The sequence below is a fragment of the Haloferax sp. Atlit-12N genome, assembly GCF_003383095.1.
In the GTDB taxonomy this organism is placed as follows: domain Archaea; phylum Halobacteriota; class Halobacteria; order Halobacteriales; family Haloferacaceae; genus Haloferax.
This window is the reverse complement of record NZ_PSYW01000001.1, coordinates 1,287,435-1,302,565: the sequence shown is the minus strand read 5'-3', so window position 1 is coordinate 1,302,565 and position 15,131 is coordinate 1,287,435. Positions and strand designations below refer to the sequence as shown.

17 protein-coding genes are annotated in these 15,131 nt (G+C 68.6%); 10 read left to right on the top strand and 7 right to left on the bottom strand.

The features are described from left to right. The first annotated feature begins 101 nt into the window (after positions 1 to 101). Positions 102 to 422: a hypothetical protein gene (locus C5B90_RS06905; protein ID WP_115880133.1), complete on the top strand. Its 321-nt coding sequence runs from the start codon at positions 102 to 104 to the stop codon at positions 420 to 422. Between the two features lie 30 nt (positions 423 to 452). Here the strand turns inward: C5B90_RS06905 and C5B90_RS06900 are convergent, their stop codons facing one another. Beyond that, entirely contained in the window at positions 453 to 935 is a 483-nt protein-coding gene (locus tag C5B90_RS06900; RefSeq protein ID WP_115880131.1) for an SRPBCC domain-containing protein, read from the bottom strand. Between the two features lie 74 nt (positions 936 to 1,009). Between C5B90_RS06900 and C5B90_RS06895 the strand changes: the two genes are divergently transcribed. Next, positions 1,010 to 1,648 carry a histidine phosphatase family protein gene (locus C5B90_RS06895; protein ID WP_115880129.1) on the top strand — a complete coding sequence of 213 codons (639 nt, stop codon included), beginning with the start codon at positions 1,010 to 1,012 and terminating at the stop codon, positions 1,646 to 1,648. A 45-nt stretch (positions 1,649 to 1,693) separates the two neighbouring features. On the opposite strand, the gene larE is transcribed toward C5B90_RS06895, so the two are convergent. After that, a complete protein-coding gene (larE, locus tag C5B90_RS06890) occupies positions 1,694 to 2,584 on the bottom strand; it encodes an ATP-dependent sacrificial sulfur transferase LarE (RefSeq protein WP_115880127.1) in 891 nt (296 codons plus the stop codon). Positions 2,585 to 2,761: 177 nt separating this feature from the next. Between larE and C5B90_RS06885 the strand changes: the two genes are divergently transcribed. From C5B90_RS06885 to rpiA, 4 genes are all read left to right on the top strand, one after another. After that, positions 2,762 to 4,756 carry an endonuclease MutS2 gene (locus C5B90_RS06885; protein ID WP_115880125.1) on the top strand — a complete coding sequence of 665 codons (1,995 nt, stop codon included), beginning with the start codon at positions 2,762 to 2,764 and terminating at the stop codon, positions 4,754 to 4,756. Positions 4,757 to 4,810: 54 nt separating this feature from the next. Beyond that, entirely contained in the window at positions 4,811 to 5,080 is a 270-nt protein-coding gene (locus C5B90_RS06880; RefSeq protein WP_115880123.1) for a hypothetical protein, read from the top strand. Positions 5,081 to 5,214: 134 nt separating this feature from the next. Beyond that, on the top strand, positions 5,215 to 6,339 hold the full coding sequence (locus C5B90_RS06875; protein ID WP_004973842.1) for an ORC1-type DNA replication protein: 1,125 nt from the start codon (positions 5,215 to 5,217) through the stop codon (positions 6,337 to 6,339). Positions 6,340 to 6,389: 50 nt separating this feature from the next. Next, positions 6,390 to 7,082 (top strand): ribose-5-phosphate isomerase RpiA, encoded by a 693-nt coding sequence (gene rpiA, locus C5B90_RS06870; RefSeq protein ID WP_115880121.1) that lies wholly within the window; start codon positions 6,390 to 6,392, stop codon positions 7,080 to 7,082. Positions 7,083 to 7,212: 130 nt separating this feature from the next. Here rpiA and C5B90_RS06865 read toward each other — a convergent pair whose 3' ends face one another. Then, entirely contained in the window at positions 7,213 to 7,380 is a 168-nt protein-coding gene (locus C5B90_RS06865) for a DUF1931 family protein (protein ID WP_004045310.1), read from the bottom strand. 184 nt (positions 7,381 to 7,564) lie between these two features. Here C5B90_RS06865 and larB point away from each other — a divergent pair, with 184 nt between their 5' ends. From larB to C5B90_RS06850, 3 genes are all read left to right on the top strand, one after another. Beyond that, a complete protein-coding gene (larB, locus tag C5B90_RS06860) occupies positions 7,565 to 8,326 on the top strand; it encodes a nickel pincer cofactor biosynthesis protein LarB (protein WP_115880119.1) in 762 nt (253 codons plus the stop codon). Between the two features lie 369 nt (positions 8,327 to 8,695). Next, a complete protein-coding gene (locus C5B90_RS06855) occupies positions 8,696 to 8,935 on the top strand; it encodes a GIY-YIG nuclease family protein (protein WP_004973837.1) in 240 nt (79 codons plus the stop codon). 123 nt (positions 8,936 to 9,058) lie between these two features. Further along, positions 9,059 to 10,432 carry a phosphoglucomutase/phosphomannomutase family protein gene (locus C5B90_RS06850; RefSeq protein WP_115880117.1) on the top strand — a complete coding sequence of 458 codons (1,374 nt, stop codon included), beginning with the start codon at positions 9,059 to 9,061 and terminating at the stop codon, positions 10,430 to 10,432. Between the two features lie 11 nt (positions 10,433 to 10,443). Here C5B90_RS06850 and C5B90_RS06845 read toward each other — a convergent pair whose 3' ends face one another. The 3 genes from C5B90_RS06845 to samp2 form a co-directional block, all read right to left on the bottom strand. Further along, on the bottom strand, positions 10,444 to 10,824 hold the full coding sequence (locus tag C5B90_RS06845; protein ID WP_115880115.1) for a helix-turn-helix domain-containing protein: 381 nt from the start codon (positions 10,822 to 10,824) through the stop codon (positions 10,444 to 10,446). A gap of 78 nt (positions 10,825 to 10,902) precedes the next feature. Beyond that, positions 10,903 to 11,364, bottom strand: a complete 462-nt coding sequence (locus C5B90_RS06840) for a GNAT family N-acetyltransferase (RefSeq protein ID WP_115880113.1) — start codon at positions 11,362 to 11,364, stop codon at positions 10,903 to 10,905. An 8-nt stretch (positions 11,365 to 11,372) separates the two neighbouring features. Then, positions 11,373 to 11,573: a ubiquitin-like modifier protein SAMP2 gene (samp2, locus tag C5B90_RS06835; protein ID WP_004065555.1), complete on the bottom strand. Its 201-nt coding sequence runs from the start codon at positions 11,571 to 11,573 to the stop codon at positions 11,373 to 11,375. A 150-nt stretch (positions 11,574 to 11,723) separates the two neighbouring features. Here samp2 and C5B90_RS06830 point away from each other — a divergent pair, with 150 nt between their 5' ends. Beyond that, complete coding sequence (locus C5B90_RS06830; protein ID WP_004973825.1) at positions 11,724 to 12,707, top strand: replication factor C small subunit; 984 nt, start codon at positions 11,724 to 11,726, stop codon at positions 12,705 to 12,707. Positions 12,708 to 12,765: 58 nt separating this feature from the next. Here C5B90_RS06830 and C5B90_RS06825 read toward each other — a convergent pair whose 3' ends face one another. Beyond that, positions 12,766 to 15,042 carry a GAF domain-containing protein gene (locus tag C5B90_RS06825; protein ID WP_115880111.1) on the bottom strand — a complete coding sequence of 759 codons (2,277 nt, stop codon included), beginning with the start codon at positions 15,040 to 15,042 and terminating at the stop codon, positions 12,766 to 12,768. Positions 15,043 to 15,131: the final 89 nt, after the last annotated feature.

Sequence of the window (15,131 nt, the reverse complement as noted above, 5' to 3'; positions counted from 1 at the left end):
CTCGTTTCTCCCTCGGCCCGGTTGTTCCTCCTCGTTTCTGCCGACTGCCGACCGCCGACCGTTCAGAAGACCTATCTCAGAATGGTTAGAATATACACACGATGGTCGACCTCGTCGCCCTGTCGGTGGTCGCCCTCCCGCTCTGGTTCGCCGTGAGTGTCTGGGCCGGCATCGACGCGACCAGACACAGTTCGCACAACGCCTTCCTCTGGGGCCTCTCGGTGTTCGTCGGCGGGATTCTCGGATTGGCGCTGTACCTCAACCTCGGGCGCGACGAACCCGGAGTGAGCCGCCGCGCGGGTCAGTCGCGGTCGCCGAACGGCATCCCTTCCGCCCGCACCGAGACCGTCACCTGTCCGAACTGCCACTCGCTGGAGGAAGCCGACCGGGACACTTGCCGTTTCTGCGGCGAGTCGCTGTAGCGCACCGAATCTCCCGGTGACTGCGGGGAATCACGCCACGTCCGACGACTCCGCCGCCTCCCGCTTCTCGGCCGCGACCGCTCCCTCGACACGCGTCTTCAGTCCCTCGTTCATGGCGACGAACCCCGCCCGCGTCTGCTCGCCGACGAACCGCAACAGGAGTCCGGCGAGGACGCCCGAGAACGTCTCGGCGTGCTCGAATTGGGTTCGCTCGCCGCCGTCGAGCGGTTCGAGGTGGAACCGATGTTCACCGTCGAACAGCCCCGGGAAGACGAGGTGGCCGAGCCAGCGCAGTTCGCGGTGCTTCTCGCAGTAGACTACGTCGGGTTCGAACTCCGACTCGCGGCCGCCCGGCGGTCGCAGGTGGACGGTGAGCGTCGCACCCTCGTTCGGCCGCCCGGCGATTCGCATGAAGGGATTCCACTCGGGATACTGGTCGAAATCGACGAGGGTCTCCCACACCCGCTCGGGCGGGGCGTCTATCTCGATGCTCGTGACGAGTTCGTGTGCCATACCTAACAATTGGCGCGCTGAGACCGTGAATCTCGCGCGGAACGTTCATTGCCGGTGGGGGATGAGACGGACGTATGGCAACCCTCCTTCTCGCCAGACACGGCGAGACGACGTGGAACCGCGCCGGGCGCGTACAGGGGTGGGCCCCTGTGTCGCTCACCGAGCGTGGCCGCGCGCAGGCCGACGCCCTTGCGCGCCACGTCGCGGACTCCTACGAGGTCGACCGCCTCGTCTCCTCTGACATCGAACGCGCCCAAGAAACCGCCCGTCCCGTCGCCCGCGAACTCGGCCTCGAACCGGTCCTCGACTCGGCGTGGCGCGAGCGCGACGTGGGCTCGCTGCAGGGACTGGAGTTCGACGAACTCACCGACCGGTACCCGCAGTACGCCCTCTCGGCGGTCGGTGCGCCCGCCGCCCGCGAGCGCCCCCCGAGCGGCGAGAGCCTCGTCGAGGTCCGCCGCCGCGTCCTCAACGCCCACGAGGGGCTGGCCGACTCGCTCGACGCCGACGAGACGGTGCTCGTCGTCAGCCACGGCGCGCCGATTCGGCTGTCGCTCGGCGAGGTGAAGGGACTGGACATCGTCGAGACGATGCTGTCGCAACCGCTCGACAACGGCGGGCTGTGTGAGTTCGAAGTCGAACTGAGCGACGACGGTGACGACCCGTTACTCCACGTCGTCGCCGAGAACGAGACGCGCTTTCTGACGACGTAGGCCGATTCGGCGGTTTGGTCCGAGTTTCTGACTGCTGTCTCTCAGTTACTTCCGCATCGGGTAGTCCTGCGCGAACACGTCGTCCACGAGAAGGTCGTCGTCGCCCGCGTCGTCGTCCGCCTCGGCCGCGGGGCTGACGCTCCCGGTCCGGTAGCCGTGGAGGTCCAGCGTGACGTGGTCGAAGCCGGCGTCCTTCAGGTGGTCGCGGGCGGCGCGGACGAAGTCGGCGTCGAGAGCGCGGTCGAGTTCCTCTGGTGCGACCTCGATGCGAGCGAGGCCGTCGTGGTCGCGGACGCGGAACTGCTCGAAGCCCCACGTCCGGAGAATCGTCTCTGCGCGTTCGACCCGAGAGAGCCGTTCTTCGGTGACTTCGAGGCCGGTCGGAATCCGCGAGGAGAGACAGGCCATGGAGGGCTTGTCGGCGACCGACAGGTCGTAGTCGTCGGCGATGGCGCGGACCTCCTCTTTCGTGATGTCGTGGGCTAAAAGCGGCGACAGCACCTCTAACTCCTCGACGGCACGGAGGCCGGGACGGTGGCCCTCGCCGGGGTCCGAGGCGTTGGTCCCGTCGCAGACGGCCTCGATGCCGCGGTTACGGGCGGCCTCGTACATCCGGCCGAGGCGCATCGTCCGGCAGTGGTAACACCGGTCGTCGTCGTTGGCGACGAAGTCGGGGTTGTCCAACTCGGAGAACTCGACGGTCAGGTGTTCGATGCCGATTTCCTCGGCGACGCGCTTCGCGTCGTCCAACTCGGCGTCCGGGAGGGTCTCGCTTTTCGCGGTGCAGGCGACCGCGTTCTCGCCGAGCGCCTCGTGGGCGAGTGCGGCGACCACGCTGGAGTCCACGCCGCCCGAAAAGGCGATGAGGACGCTCTCGCGCTCCGCGAGCGCCTCACGTACTGCGTCGGCCTTCGCCGCGACGTCTCGCTCGCTCATGGCCTCCCTTCCCGGCCGACGGTCAAAAGCCCCTCGCCCCCGGCGCGAACGACCGCGAAGGGCGCACGCGCCCCCGAATCGGACGAGACGAGCGCTCCCGCGGCGGCGCGACCGGCGCGTCGTCCCGGAGTCACCACCCCGCGACTTTTTGTCCTATGCCGCGATAGGTCCGGCCGAATGGACTTCGAGACCATCCCGGGCGTCGGCGAGAAGACTGCCGCCGCGCTCGCGGAACTCGACGACGCCGAGCGAGCGCTCACCGACGGCGACGTGGCGGCGCTCGCGCGGGCACCGGGGCTCACGGAGGGACGGGCGGCGGCCATCGCCCGCGGGGCGATTCGCCGCGACCACGACGACCCCGGCGGCTTCCTCGCCACCGACCGCGCCTCGGAAATCTACCGCGACGCGCTCGGTCTCCTGCAGGCGCGGACGGTCACGACGTACGCCGAGAAGCGACTGGAGACGCTGTTTCCCACCGGGTCGGCCTCGCGCATCGAGGAGGTTCGGGCGTTCGCCGCCGACGCGACCGACCTTGACCCCGACCCCGACGTGCTCGCGGCGCTGGCGGGCGTCGAACCCCTCGCAGACCCGAAGCCGCGTCGCGTCCGAGAGCGCTGTATCGCCACCGCCGACGCGGAGCGCTACGCCGCCGCCAAGGAGGCGTTTCCCGAACTCTCTATCGAGGTCGTCGAGGACGGCCGCGACATCGCCGAACTCGCGCGGTCGTACTCGACGGTGGTCGTCCTCGACGAGTCGTTCGCCGGCATCGACGTGGACGGTGACGTGCGCGTCCTTCCCGACGCCGCCGAGCGGACCGACGAGGTCGTCCCCGAGCGACTGCTCGCCTTCTTCGCCGCGAACCGCGAGGCCTTGCAGGCGGCCGCCGTGGTCCACGAAGCGGCCGAACTCGACCCGCCGTGTGACCTCGCCGCCCTCCGCGACGCCCTCTCTCGGCTGGCCGACGACGGGACCGTCCTCGGCGACGACGAACTCGAACGCCTCTCGAACGCGGTGGACGACCTCGACACCGCCGTCTCGACCGCCGAATCGGTCGCCAACGACCGCCTCCGCGACGTGATTCGCGAGCGCGACGTGACCATCGAGGGGACCGACTTCCTCTCGCTCGTCGAGCAGGGCGCGCGCGTCGATTCCCTGCTGTCGCGCGAACTCGAAGACGAGTTCGACGAGGCGCTTTCGGCTGCCCGCGACCACCTCGTGGAGTCGCTGTCGCTCCGCCCCGGCGAGGCCGACCTGACGGAGCGGGTGTTCCCCGAGGACCCGTCGTTCCCGCTCGGTCACGACGAGGAAGCGGTCGGTCGCCTCCGAACCGAACTGAAGGCCGCCCGCGACCGCCGCGCCGCGAAGCTGAAAGCCGGCCTCGCCGCCGACCTCGGCGACCTGCGCGACCCCGTGGAGACGCTGGTCCGCGACGCGCTCGAACTCGACGTTCGCCTCGCCGTCTCTCGGTTCGCCCGCGACTTCGACTGCGTCTTCCCCGAGTTCACCGGCGCGGCCGGAGACGACGGTGCCGGCTCGTTCGCCATCGAGGCCGGCCGCTCGCCCCTCCTCGACGTGGACTTCGTGGATGTCGACCCCGTGGACTACGAGGTATCGGGCGTCACGCTCCTCTCGGGCGTCAACAGCGGGGGCAAGACCTCGACGCTCGACCTCGTGGGCCTCGTCGTCGTCCTCGCGCACATGGGGCTTCCCGTCCCCGCCGAGTCGGTTCGCCTCTCGCGGTTTTCCGAACTCCACTACTACGCCAAGTCGCAGGGGACCCTCGACGCCGGGGCCTTCGAGAGCACGCTCCGCGACTTCGCCGCGCTCACCGACGGCGCGGCCGACCGCCTCGTTCTCGTGGACGAACTGGAGAGTATCACCGAACCCGGCGCGTCGGCCAAAATCATCGCCGGCATCCTCGAAGAACTCGCCGAACAGGGCGCGGCGGCCGTGTTCGTCTCCCACCTCGCCGGCGGCATCCGCGAGGCGGCGGACGTGTCGGTCGCGGTCGACGGCATCGAGGCCGTCGGACTGGAAGACGGCGAACTCGTGGTAAATCGGTCGCCCGTCAAGGACCATCTGGCGCGTTCGACGCCCGAGTTAATCGTGGAGAAATTAGCGGGCGAGAGTGAGACGAGTTTCTACGGCAGACTCTTAGAGAAGTTCGACTGACGCCCTCGCCCGCCGCGACACACGATTTATTTAGGCACACCGACAACTTCGCCCGTGCCCTCCGACTCGCTCTCCCCCGAGGAACGACAGCAGTACGACCTCGTCTACCACGCCACGAAGAACGCCATCTGGGACGTGCTCGGGACCGCGGTGTACCTGGTGTTTCTGGTGTTCGGTGGGCTCCTTGTGCTGTCCGTATTCGTGCTTCCGGCGCTGGCTGCGCTCTCGCGGACCGGCGGAACGCCGGTCGCCCTCGGCGTCGGCGCGGTCGGGCTGATTCTGTTCGTCGCTATCGGCTACCGAATCGCCCGGCTCCTTCAGTAGGTGACGTATCGGCTCGCGACCTCCCACCGGATCGTGGCGACGACGCCGACCGCGAGTGAGACGACGCCCGTCCGCCCCCCGTCGGACGCCGCCGCGGTAAACGATTAAGTCCCCCGCGCGTGGTACTTCACTCGATGAGGGAGGACCCCGAAGAGGGGATGCTGTCGTGGGACGAGACCGTGTTCCGCGACGAACACGTCTTCGAAATCGACCACGTTCCGGAGACGTTCAACCACCGCGAGAGCCAACTGCGGAGCCTGAAGTACGCGCTTCGGCCCGCGGTCCGCGGCTCTCGCCCCCTGAACACGATGGTGCGTGGGCCGCCGGGGACGGGCAAGACCACCGCGGTCCAGAAACTGTTCGGCGAGTTGGGCACGCAGTCGGGCGTCCGGACTGTCCGGGTGAACTGCCAGGTCGATTCGACGCGCTACGCGGTGTTCTCGCGCGTCTTCGAGCACATCTTCGAGTACGAACCCCCGTCGTCGGGCATCTCGTTCAAGAAACTGTTCGGCCAGATAACCGACCGCCTCGTCGAGGACGACGAGGTGCTCGTCGTCGCGCTCGACGACGTGAACTACCTGTTCTACGAGAACGAGGCGTCCGACACGCTCTACTCGCTGTTGCGCGCCCACGAGGCGCACTCCGGCGCGCGCATCGGCGTCATCATCATCTCGTCGGACCTCTCGCTCGACGTCATCGACGAACTCGACGGGCGCGTCCAGAGCGTCTTCCGGCCCGAGGAGGTGTTCTTCCCCCGCTACGACGTGGACGAAATCGTGGATATCCTCCGCGGGCGGTCGAAGCGCGGCTTCCACGAGGACGTTATCGGCGCGCCCGAACTCGACCAGGTCGCGGAGTTCACCGCCGACAGCGGCGACCTCCGGGTCGGCATCGACCTGCTCCGTCGCGCCGGTCTCCACGCCGAGATGCGCGCCTCCCGCACGGTCGACATGGAGGACGTGGAGGCGGCCTACGACAAGTCGAAGTACGTCCACCTCTCGCGGTGTCTGCAGGGGCTTTCGGACCCCGAGCGCGAACTCGTCCGGGTCGTCGCCGAGTACGACGGCGAGCGCGCCGGCGCGGTGTACGACGCGTTCAACGAGGAGACCGGCCTCGGCTACACGCGCTACTCCGAACTCGTGAACAAACTGGACCAACTGGGCGTCATCGAGGCCCGATACACCGAAATCGAGGGACGCGGCCGCACCCGTGCCATCTCGCTCGCCTACGACGCGGACGCGGTCTTAGACCGCCTCTGACGCCGCCGGTTTCGGGACCATTTTTACTCGTCGGCCGAGTCGGCTGAGCCATGAAGACTACCGGCGGAACCGACGCGCAGAAGCGCCGCGCCGCGGAGGCGGCGGTCGAAGCGGTCGAAGACGGAACCGTCGTCGGCCTCGGAACCGGCAGCACCACCGCCTTCGCCATCCGCGCCATCGGCGACCGCGTCGCCGACGGCCTCGACGTTCGGGGCGTCCCGACCTCCTTCGCGTCCCGCGAACTCGCCCGCGAGTGCGGCATCCCCGTCGCCGACCTCGACGAAGTGGACGCCATCGACCTCGCCATCGACGGGGCCGACCAGGTGGCGACGACCGACGGGGCGCTCGTCAAGGGCGGCGGCGCGGCCCACGCCCGCGAGAAAGTAGTTGACGCCTTCGCCGACCGATTTCTCGTCGTCGCCGACCCCTCGAAAACCGCAGAAACGCTCTCGAACGCCGTCCCCGTCGAGGTGCTCCCGTCGGCGCGGACGACCGTCGCGGCCGGCGTCGCCGACCTCGGGGGCGAGGCGACACTCCGCCGCGCCGAGCGCAAGGACGGCCCCGTCGTCACCGACAACGGGAACCTCGTCCTCGACTGCGAGTTCGGCGCGATTCCGAACCCCGAGTCGCTCGCGGCCGACCTCGCGTCGCTCCCCGGTGCAGTCGAACACGGCATCTTCGCCGGTCTCGCGGACGCGGTCTACGTCGGCACCGACGACGGCGTGGAAGTCACCGAATACTGACTCGTTGGTCCGGCGCTCGAACGGACACCTTCGACCGCCTCGGCTCACGGGGTGAGACGACTTCCTTCGCGGGGATACAACCGGCGCTCTTCGGCCGGCGATAAAAGAACGAGAGGTCTAAAGACCGAATTTACAGGTCGCGGGGCTGGACCGTCTTACGGTCGTTCTGCTCAGCGCGGCGAGCAGCGTCTTCGAGAAGCTCCTTGACTTCCTCGTCGAGAGCGTCGTAGAAGTCCGAGGCCACGTTCTTGTCCTTGAGCGCTTCCTTGACGGCTGCCTTGACAATGAGGTCTGCCATACAGAATGTCCTACCGATTCTCCTTTAATAAACTTTCCTATATTGGACGTTAATACCGCCGGATTTGGGGGTTATGGCGCTTCTATGAGGACGGATTTACCGGGAACAATCTCCACTTATATATGCTTTGCCCCCGCGAGGGCGGAACGACGGGTATGAGTACGTCACAGGCCAACGTGCGGCCATGCGCGACATTTTGGAGGCGGTCGCGGACGGTTCGCTCTCGCCCGCCGAGGCGGAGGTACGACTCTCCGGGTACGCGACGACCGACGCGGGCCGGTTCGACGCCGCCAGAGAGACGCGGCGCGGCGTTCCCGAAGCGATTCTCGCGGAGGGGAAGACGCCCGACGAGACGGCGACGCTGGCCGTCGCGGCGGTCGAAACGAGCGGTCGAGCGCTCGTCACTCGGGCCGACACCGGCCACGCGGAGGCCGTCGCCGACGCCCTCCCGGACGCCGACATCGACCGCGACGCCCGGGCGAAGACCATCGTCGCGGCCGCGCCGGACTTCGAGCGCCCCGACCTCGACGCGACCGTCGCCATCGCCACCGGCGGCACCTCCGACGCCGAGGCCGCGGGCGAGGCGGCCGCGGTCCTCCGCGAGATGGGCGTGGACGTCGAACGCATCGAGGACGTAGGGGTCGCTCACCTCGGTCGCGTGCTCGACAACCTCGACACGCTCCGCGAGGCCGACGTGGTCGTCGTCGCCGCCGGCCGCGAGGGCGCGCTGCCGACCGTCGTCGCCGGCCTCGTCGACACGCCCGTCATCGGTCTGCCCGTCTCGACGGGGTACGGCCACGGCGGCGACGGCGAGGCGGCCGTTCTCGGGATGCTTCAGTCGTGTACCGTCCTCTCCGCGGTGAACGTCGACGCCGGCTACATCGCCGGCGCGCAGGCCGGACTCATCGCCCGCGCGGTCGCTGACGCCCGCGACGACGACGCCTGACCGGGCGTTAGTTCTGCATCTCGTGGTCGTGCGCGATTCCGCGTGCGTACGCACACGCGCGAAGCCCTCATATGGGTGGGGTACCGTGTATCACACACCGGCTTGGTGGCTGCCGGACCGCAACAATGCCAGTCTGTGACCACTGCGGGTCACACGTCTCCGAGCGCTTCGCACGCGTGTTCGCCGACAAGGACGGTCAGGTTCTCGCCTGTCCCAACTGCTCGGCGAACGCGGGTATCGCGGAGGTCGCTCGACAGCGTGCCCGCACCGCATGACCACTGAAGCGAGAAAAGACCACCACGCGAAGCCAACTTCTCGTGCGCGAGGCCGGGCGTAGGGTTCATACCCGCGCCCCTGAACCATTCTCTCGTGCACTTCGTCTACGTCATCGAGTGTAGCGACGGCTCGCTGTACACCGGGTACACGACCGACGTGGAGCGACGCGTCGCGGAGCACGACGCCGGCGAGGGCGCGAAGTACACCCGCGGCCGGACGCCGGTCGAACTCGTCCACGTCGAGGAGTTCGACTCGAAGTCGGCCGCGATGTCGCGCGAGTACGAGATTAAACAACTCCGCCGCCGGGAGAAACAACGCCTCGTCGAGTCGTGAGCGAGTTGGGGCCGCGTTGGGGTTGCGCCGTAGCCAGCCGTGCCCCCACCGAGTCGCCGCGGCGCGCCCCGAACCCGTCGGCTCGTAACGTAGTTTTTTGCCCCGCCGCGGAGTGGTGCGCGTATGGACGAAATCTCATTCGGGACCGACGGGTGGCGCGCCACGCTGGACACCTTCACCGACGACCGCGTCCGCGTCGTCGGACAGGCCGTCGCCGACTACCTCGCCGACGAGGGCTTCACCGCGCCGGTGCTCATCGGCTACGACGCCCGCGAGACCTCCCCCGGCTTCGCGGAGTCGCTCGCCGAGGTCGTCGCTGGCAACGGCTTCGACGTGCTCCTGCCGGAGCGGGACTGCCCGACCCCGCTCGTCGCTTACGCCATCGCTGACCGCGGCCTCTCGGGGGCGCTCATGGTCACGGCCTCGCACAACCCGCCGGAGTACAACGGCGTGAAGTTCATCCCCTCCGACGGCGCTCCGGCGCTCCCCGACGTGACCGACGCGGTCGCCGAGCGCCTCGCCGAACCGGACCTCCTGCCCGAGTCCGAACGCGGCACCATCGAGCGTGTCGATGTGGTCTCGCCGCACGCCGACCACGCGATGGACCTCGTCGGCGACGACCTCTCGGACCTCACGGTCGTCTACGACGCCATGCACGGCAGCGGCCGCGGTGTCACCGACGCGCTCCTCGAAGCCGCCGGTGCGGAGGTCGTTCGCCTGCGCTGTGAGCGCGACGCCGACTTCGGCGGCATTTCGCCGGAACCCTCCGCGGAGAACCTCGGCGGCCTCGCCGAGGCGATGGCCGAACACGACGCGGACCTCGGGGTCGCCAACGACGGCGACGCCGACCGCATCGGCATCGCCACGCCCGACCGCGGCGTCCTCGACGAGAACCTCTTTTTCGCCGCCGTCTACGACTACCTGCTCGAATCCGACTCCGGACCGGCCATCCGGACCGTCTCGACCACGTTCCTCATCGACCGCATCGCTGAGGCCCACGGCGAGGAAGTGTTCGAGACCGCGGTCGGCTTCAAGTGGGTCGCTGACGGCATGCGCGAACACGACGCGCTCATGGGCGGCGAGGAGTCCGGCGGCTTCTCCGTCCGCGGGCACGTCCGCGAGAAGGATGGCGTCCTCATGGGCCTGCTCGCGGCCGCCGCGACCGCCGAGGAGGACTTCGACGCCCGCCTCGACCGCATCGAGGCCGAACACGGCGAAATCGTCGCCGACAAGATAAGCGTCGCCTGCCCCGACTCCGAGAAGGCGCGCGTCATCGACGAGTTGGAGGGTGTGCTCCCCGAGACGGTCGCCGGTCGCGACATCGCCAAGGTCGTCACGCTCGACGGCTTCAAACTCCTCTTAGAAGACGGCTCGTGGCTCCTCGTCCGTCCCTCGGGGACGGAGCCGAAGATGCGCGTCTACGCGGAAGCCGGGAGCGAAGACGCGGTCTCGGCGCTCCTCGAAGCCGGCCGCGAACTCGTCGCACCTCTCGTCTGAGCGGGCCGGTATCAGGGCTCTCGCGGCTCTTCTTCGTCGCCGACCGGTCTGACAACCCCGCGGTACGACGGCGTGAAAAGCGGGAGCGTCTCCGCGTGCTCGGTCAGCGAGACGCCCTCTTCAGCGGCCTCGACGAGGTCGGCGGCCTGAAGCTTCGGCAGGTGGACGTGGACGATGCCGACCTCGGCCTGCTCGACGACCTGCAGGTCCACCTCGTCGGGCGGGAGGTCGGTTGTCCGTACTGCGAGAGCGACCGCGAGGTCCCAGACCGACGCCGGCTCCGTCCGGTCGTGGAGATACTCCAACACGTAGCGGCGCGACGGGTCGGAGAGCGCGTCGAAAACGCGGTCCCAGTCGGTCAAGATACGGTCGCTCCGGTCTCGCTTTGCCATGGGCTTGACTCCCTAGCGCTTGACGACCAGCGGCTAAATCTGTGTCGGTTGGTAACATCCAACAACTACGGGAGGCCGCTACTCGTCCCGCAGGACGCCGCGAAATCGGTCGTCGCCCGCATCCGTGTCTGCGACTGCTCCCGCATCCCCATTCCCATTCCCATTCCCATTCCCATCTCCGTCCCGCGCCTCGATGTCGAATCCGAGCGACTCGTAGAACGGTCGGACGCCCCCGTCGAAGTCGGCGACGAGTCGGTCCCGACGGTCGAGCGCCGCCCGGACGAGCGCGGTTCCGACGCCCCGGCCGCGGCGACTCGGGGAGGCGGCCACGGCGTCGATGTAGTCGCCGTCGAGCGCCAGCACGCCGACGACGCGGCCGGACGCCTCGGCGACGAGACAGTCGCCGGCGGCTAGCCGGTCGCGGACCTCGCCCGCGTCGGCTTCGAGCAGTCCGGCGTCGAGGACGCGCATCACGGCTACCAGTTCGTCGGGGTCGCCCTCTCGAACGCGGATATCGGGGTTTTCGGCGGTGCCGTCCATATCGCCGACTACCCGCCCTTGATGAGGCGGAGCACCTTCACGCGGTCGACTTCGACGGGCTGGTCTTCGGGGACGGGGCGGCCGTCGACGAGGACGGTCACCTCGTGGGGGCTGAGGTCCACCGCCCGCACGAGGTCCGCGTAGGTCCCGTCGTCGCCGACGGCGACCTCGCTGGTCTCCTCGCCGACGACCTCGACGGTCACGTTCATGGTCGCTCGTGGGTCGGGCGCGGGTTTCAGTCCGTCGGCTTCGACCGCCTCGACGCCCCCGCGACCCGGCGTTCGGCCCGCCGACGGGTCGGTGTCACGCCGGCTCTCCGTCTCGGACGGTTTATGTGCGGGGCGGCCAGTAGAACGGATATGAGCGAGGCCGCGGAGTCGGGCGACGCCCCGGCGGGTCGTGAAATCTGGATCGAGAAGTATCGACCGCAGACCTTCGACGACGTCTACGGACAGGACGACATCGTCGAGCGCCTGCGGAGCTACATCGAGCGCGACGACCTGCCGCACCTCCTGTTCGCGGGACCGGCGGGCGTCGGCAAGACCACCTCCGCGACGGCCATCGCCCGCGCCATCTACGGCGACGACTGGCGCGGCAACTTCCTCGAACTCAACGCCTCCGACGAGCGCGGCATCGACGTGGTCCGCGACCGCATCAAGAACTTCGCGCGCTCGTCGTTCGGCGGCCACGACTACCGCGTCATCTTCCTCGACGAGGCCGACTCGCTGACGAACGACGCGCAGTCGGCGCTCCGCCGGACGATGGAGCAGTTCTCCGACAACACGCGCTTCATTCTCTCGTGTAACTACTCCTCGAAGATTATCGACCCCATCCAGTCGCGCTGCGCGGTGTTCCGCTTCTCCCCGCTCGGCGACGACGCCGTCGCGGAGCAGGTCCGCGACATCGCCGCGGCCGAGGACATCGAGGTCACAGAAGACGGCCTCGATGCACTCGTCTACGCCGCCGGCGGCGACATGCGTCGCGCCATCAACTCCCTGCAGGCCGCCGCGACGACCGGCGAAGTCGTCGACGAGGAGGCCGTCTACATGATTACCTCGACGGCCCGCCCCGAGGACATCGAGGAGATGGTCCGGGCCGCCATCGACGGCGAGTTCACGACCGCGCGCAAGCAGTTAGAGACGCTCATCGTCGACACCGGCATGGCCGGCGGCGACATCATCGACCAGCTTCACCGCTCCGTCTGGGAGTTCGACCTCGACGAGCGCGAGGCCGTCCGCCTCATGGAGCGCATCGGCGAGGCCGACTACCGCATCTCCGAGGGCGCGAACGAGCAGGTCCAACTCGAAGCGCTCCTCGCGTCGCTCGCGCTCTCGCAGAACTGAACTGGGCCGACTCGGCCGCGCCGGCCACGGCGCTCTCCGGTCTCTCCTCGTTTTCGCCTCACGCCCGGAACTCGAAGCGCGCGCCGCCCGCCGTCCCCGAAGTCACGATGGCCGACCAGCCGTGGGCCTCGGCGATGGATTCGACGATCGCGAGCCCGTAGCCGATGCCGTCGTCGCCGGTCGTCTCGCCGGGTTCGAACACCTCGTCGCGGCGCTCGGGGTCGATGCCGGGGCCGTCGTCTTCGACGTAGAACCCGCCGTCGACGCCGCCGACCTCGACGCGAACGTCGGGTCCGGCGTGTTCGACCGCGTTCCGAAACAGGTTGGCGAGCAGTTCGGCGAGGCGGTCCTCGTCGGCGTCGACGACGACCGATTGGGGGGTGAGTAACTCGGCGTCGGCGGTGTCTGTGGTCGCCCACGCCTGTCGGGCGACCGCCCCGAGGTCCACGCGCTCCGTCTCGTCGACCAGTTGGCCGCGGCGGGCGAGCGACAGCAGGTCGTCGATGAGCTCTTCCATCTGTTCGAGCGCCCGCTTGGCCGTGTCGAACCGCGACTCGTCGCCGGTCTCGCGGGCGAGGTCGAGGTTTCCGCGGGCGACCGAAAGCGGGTTCCGAAGGTCGTGGCTCACGATGTTCGCGAACTCCTCCAATCGCTCGTTCTGTCGCTCTAACTCGCTTTCGCGGGTCTTCCGCTCCGTGATGTCGGTGTAGATGGCGTAGCCCGACCCGCGCTCTTCGCCGGGCGACAGCGGGACGACGTTCAGGATGAACTCGCGGACGCCGGCTTCGGTCCGGCGGCGGACCTCTCCGCGGTAGCTCTCGCCGGCGGCGACGAGGAGTTCGGGGATGGTTTCGTCCGCACCCGGTTCGGGAACCGGGTCCGGGTCGGGTTCCGGCGGGACGATTCGCCCGAGGAGGTCGCTTCCGACCACGTCGTCGGCGTCGTAGCCGAAGGCCGACTGGAACGCCCGGTTCACGTCGCGGACGGTGACCGCGCCGGCTTCCACGTCGTAGGCGACGGCGGCGTCGGAGACGTGTTCGAACAGCGCCGTCGAGCGGTCGCGCTCCTCCCTGAGCCGCGATTCCGCGCGGATGCGCTCGGCCGTGACCGCGACGTGCGCCATGAGGAGTTCCGTCAGTTCCGCGTCTCGCTCGTCGAACGCGCCGGGCGTGAACGTCGTCGCCTGGAAGACGCCGAGGTCCCCGATGGGGACGCTCAGGACCGCGCGGTACATCCGCTTGACCGGGCGCGCCTCGGGGTGGTCGCGCACGTCGTCGGTGATGTCGGTGTTTCTAGATAGGTACACTTCGGCCGCGATGCCCCCGTCGTCGAGGGGGACGCGCTCCGCCCCGTCGGCCGGCGCGTCCGACGAGATAGCCGCCGGAACGATGTAGCCGTCCTCGACGACGCCCACGTAGCTGATGTCGAACTCGAGGATGTCGTCCGTGATTTCGACGGTCTGTTCGAACAGCTCGTCGAGACTCGTCGCCGCGGCCAGCTCGGTGGCTCCTCGGTGGAGTCGCTCTATCTGCTCGCGGCTCTGTCGAAGCGCGGCCTCGGACTCGATACGGCTCCGCGTCTCGGAGACGTAGGACACGAGGAGTTCGGCCAGCGTGAGGTCGGTTTCGTCGTACGCGCCGACCTCGTTGGAGATGGCCTGAAACACGCCGTCGTCGCCCAGCGGGACGCTCACTGCCGAGCGGTACGCGGGGTCGTCGGGGTCGGCCGCGGGGTGGTCGCGCACGTCGTCCACGAGAAACGAGCGTTTGGTCCGGTGCGTCTCCCCGAGCAGCCCTGTGTCCGAGGGAATCGGCCCCGTTCCGGCCATGTCGTCGTTGTTGGCGACGACGTAGAAGCTGTCTCCGTCGTGGACGAAAAACGAGGTGTTGTCGAACTCGAGGATGTGCTCCGTGAGGCCGATGGCGCGCTCGTAGAGTTCCTCGACCGTCTCGGCCGCGATGAGGTCCGTCGTCCCCTCGTAGAGCCGTTTGAGTCGGTCCCACTCGGCGTCGTTTCGGGCCGTCGCCACCTCGCTTGCGTCCCGGTTGGCGGTCGATGCGAGCACCCATCGAACCTGCGATTCGAGCGCGGAGCGGTCGCCTCGGCTGACGTAGGCGTCGAACCGGTCGGGTCGCTCGATGGCCTCGGGCGGCGCGTCGGTGTACAGAACCGTCGGCACGTCGCCGGGGACCGCCGCGTCGGGGTCCGTGACGACGGCGCACGCGGCGTCGCTCGGGTCGTTCTCGTCACTCGCTGACGCCACCGTGACCCCGTCGCCGAGGTCGATATCGTCGAAGTCGTCGTCCACGAAAACCGTTGGTTCCGTCGCGTGCACGGCAGTCCTCCTATCGAACGTCAACGAGAATTATAATCGTTGCGGCATGTTTCCAATCACCAAGAGGGTGCAGTGTGTCGTTCGCGTCG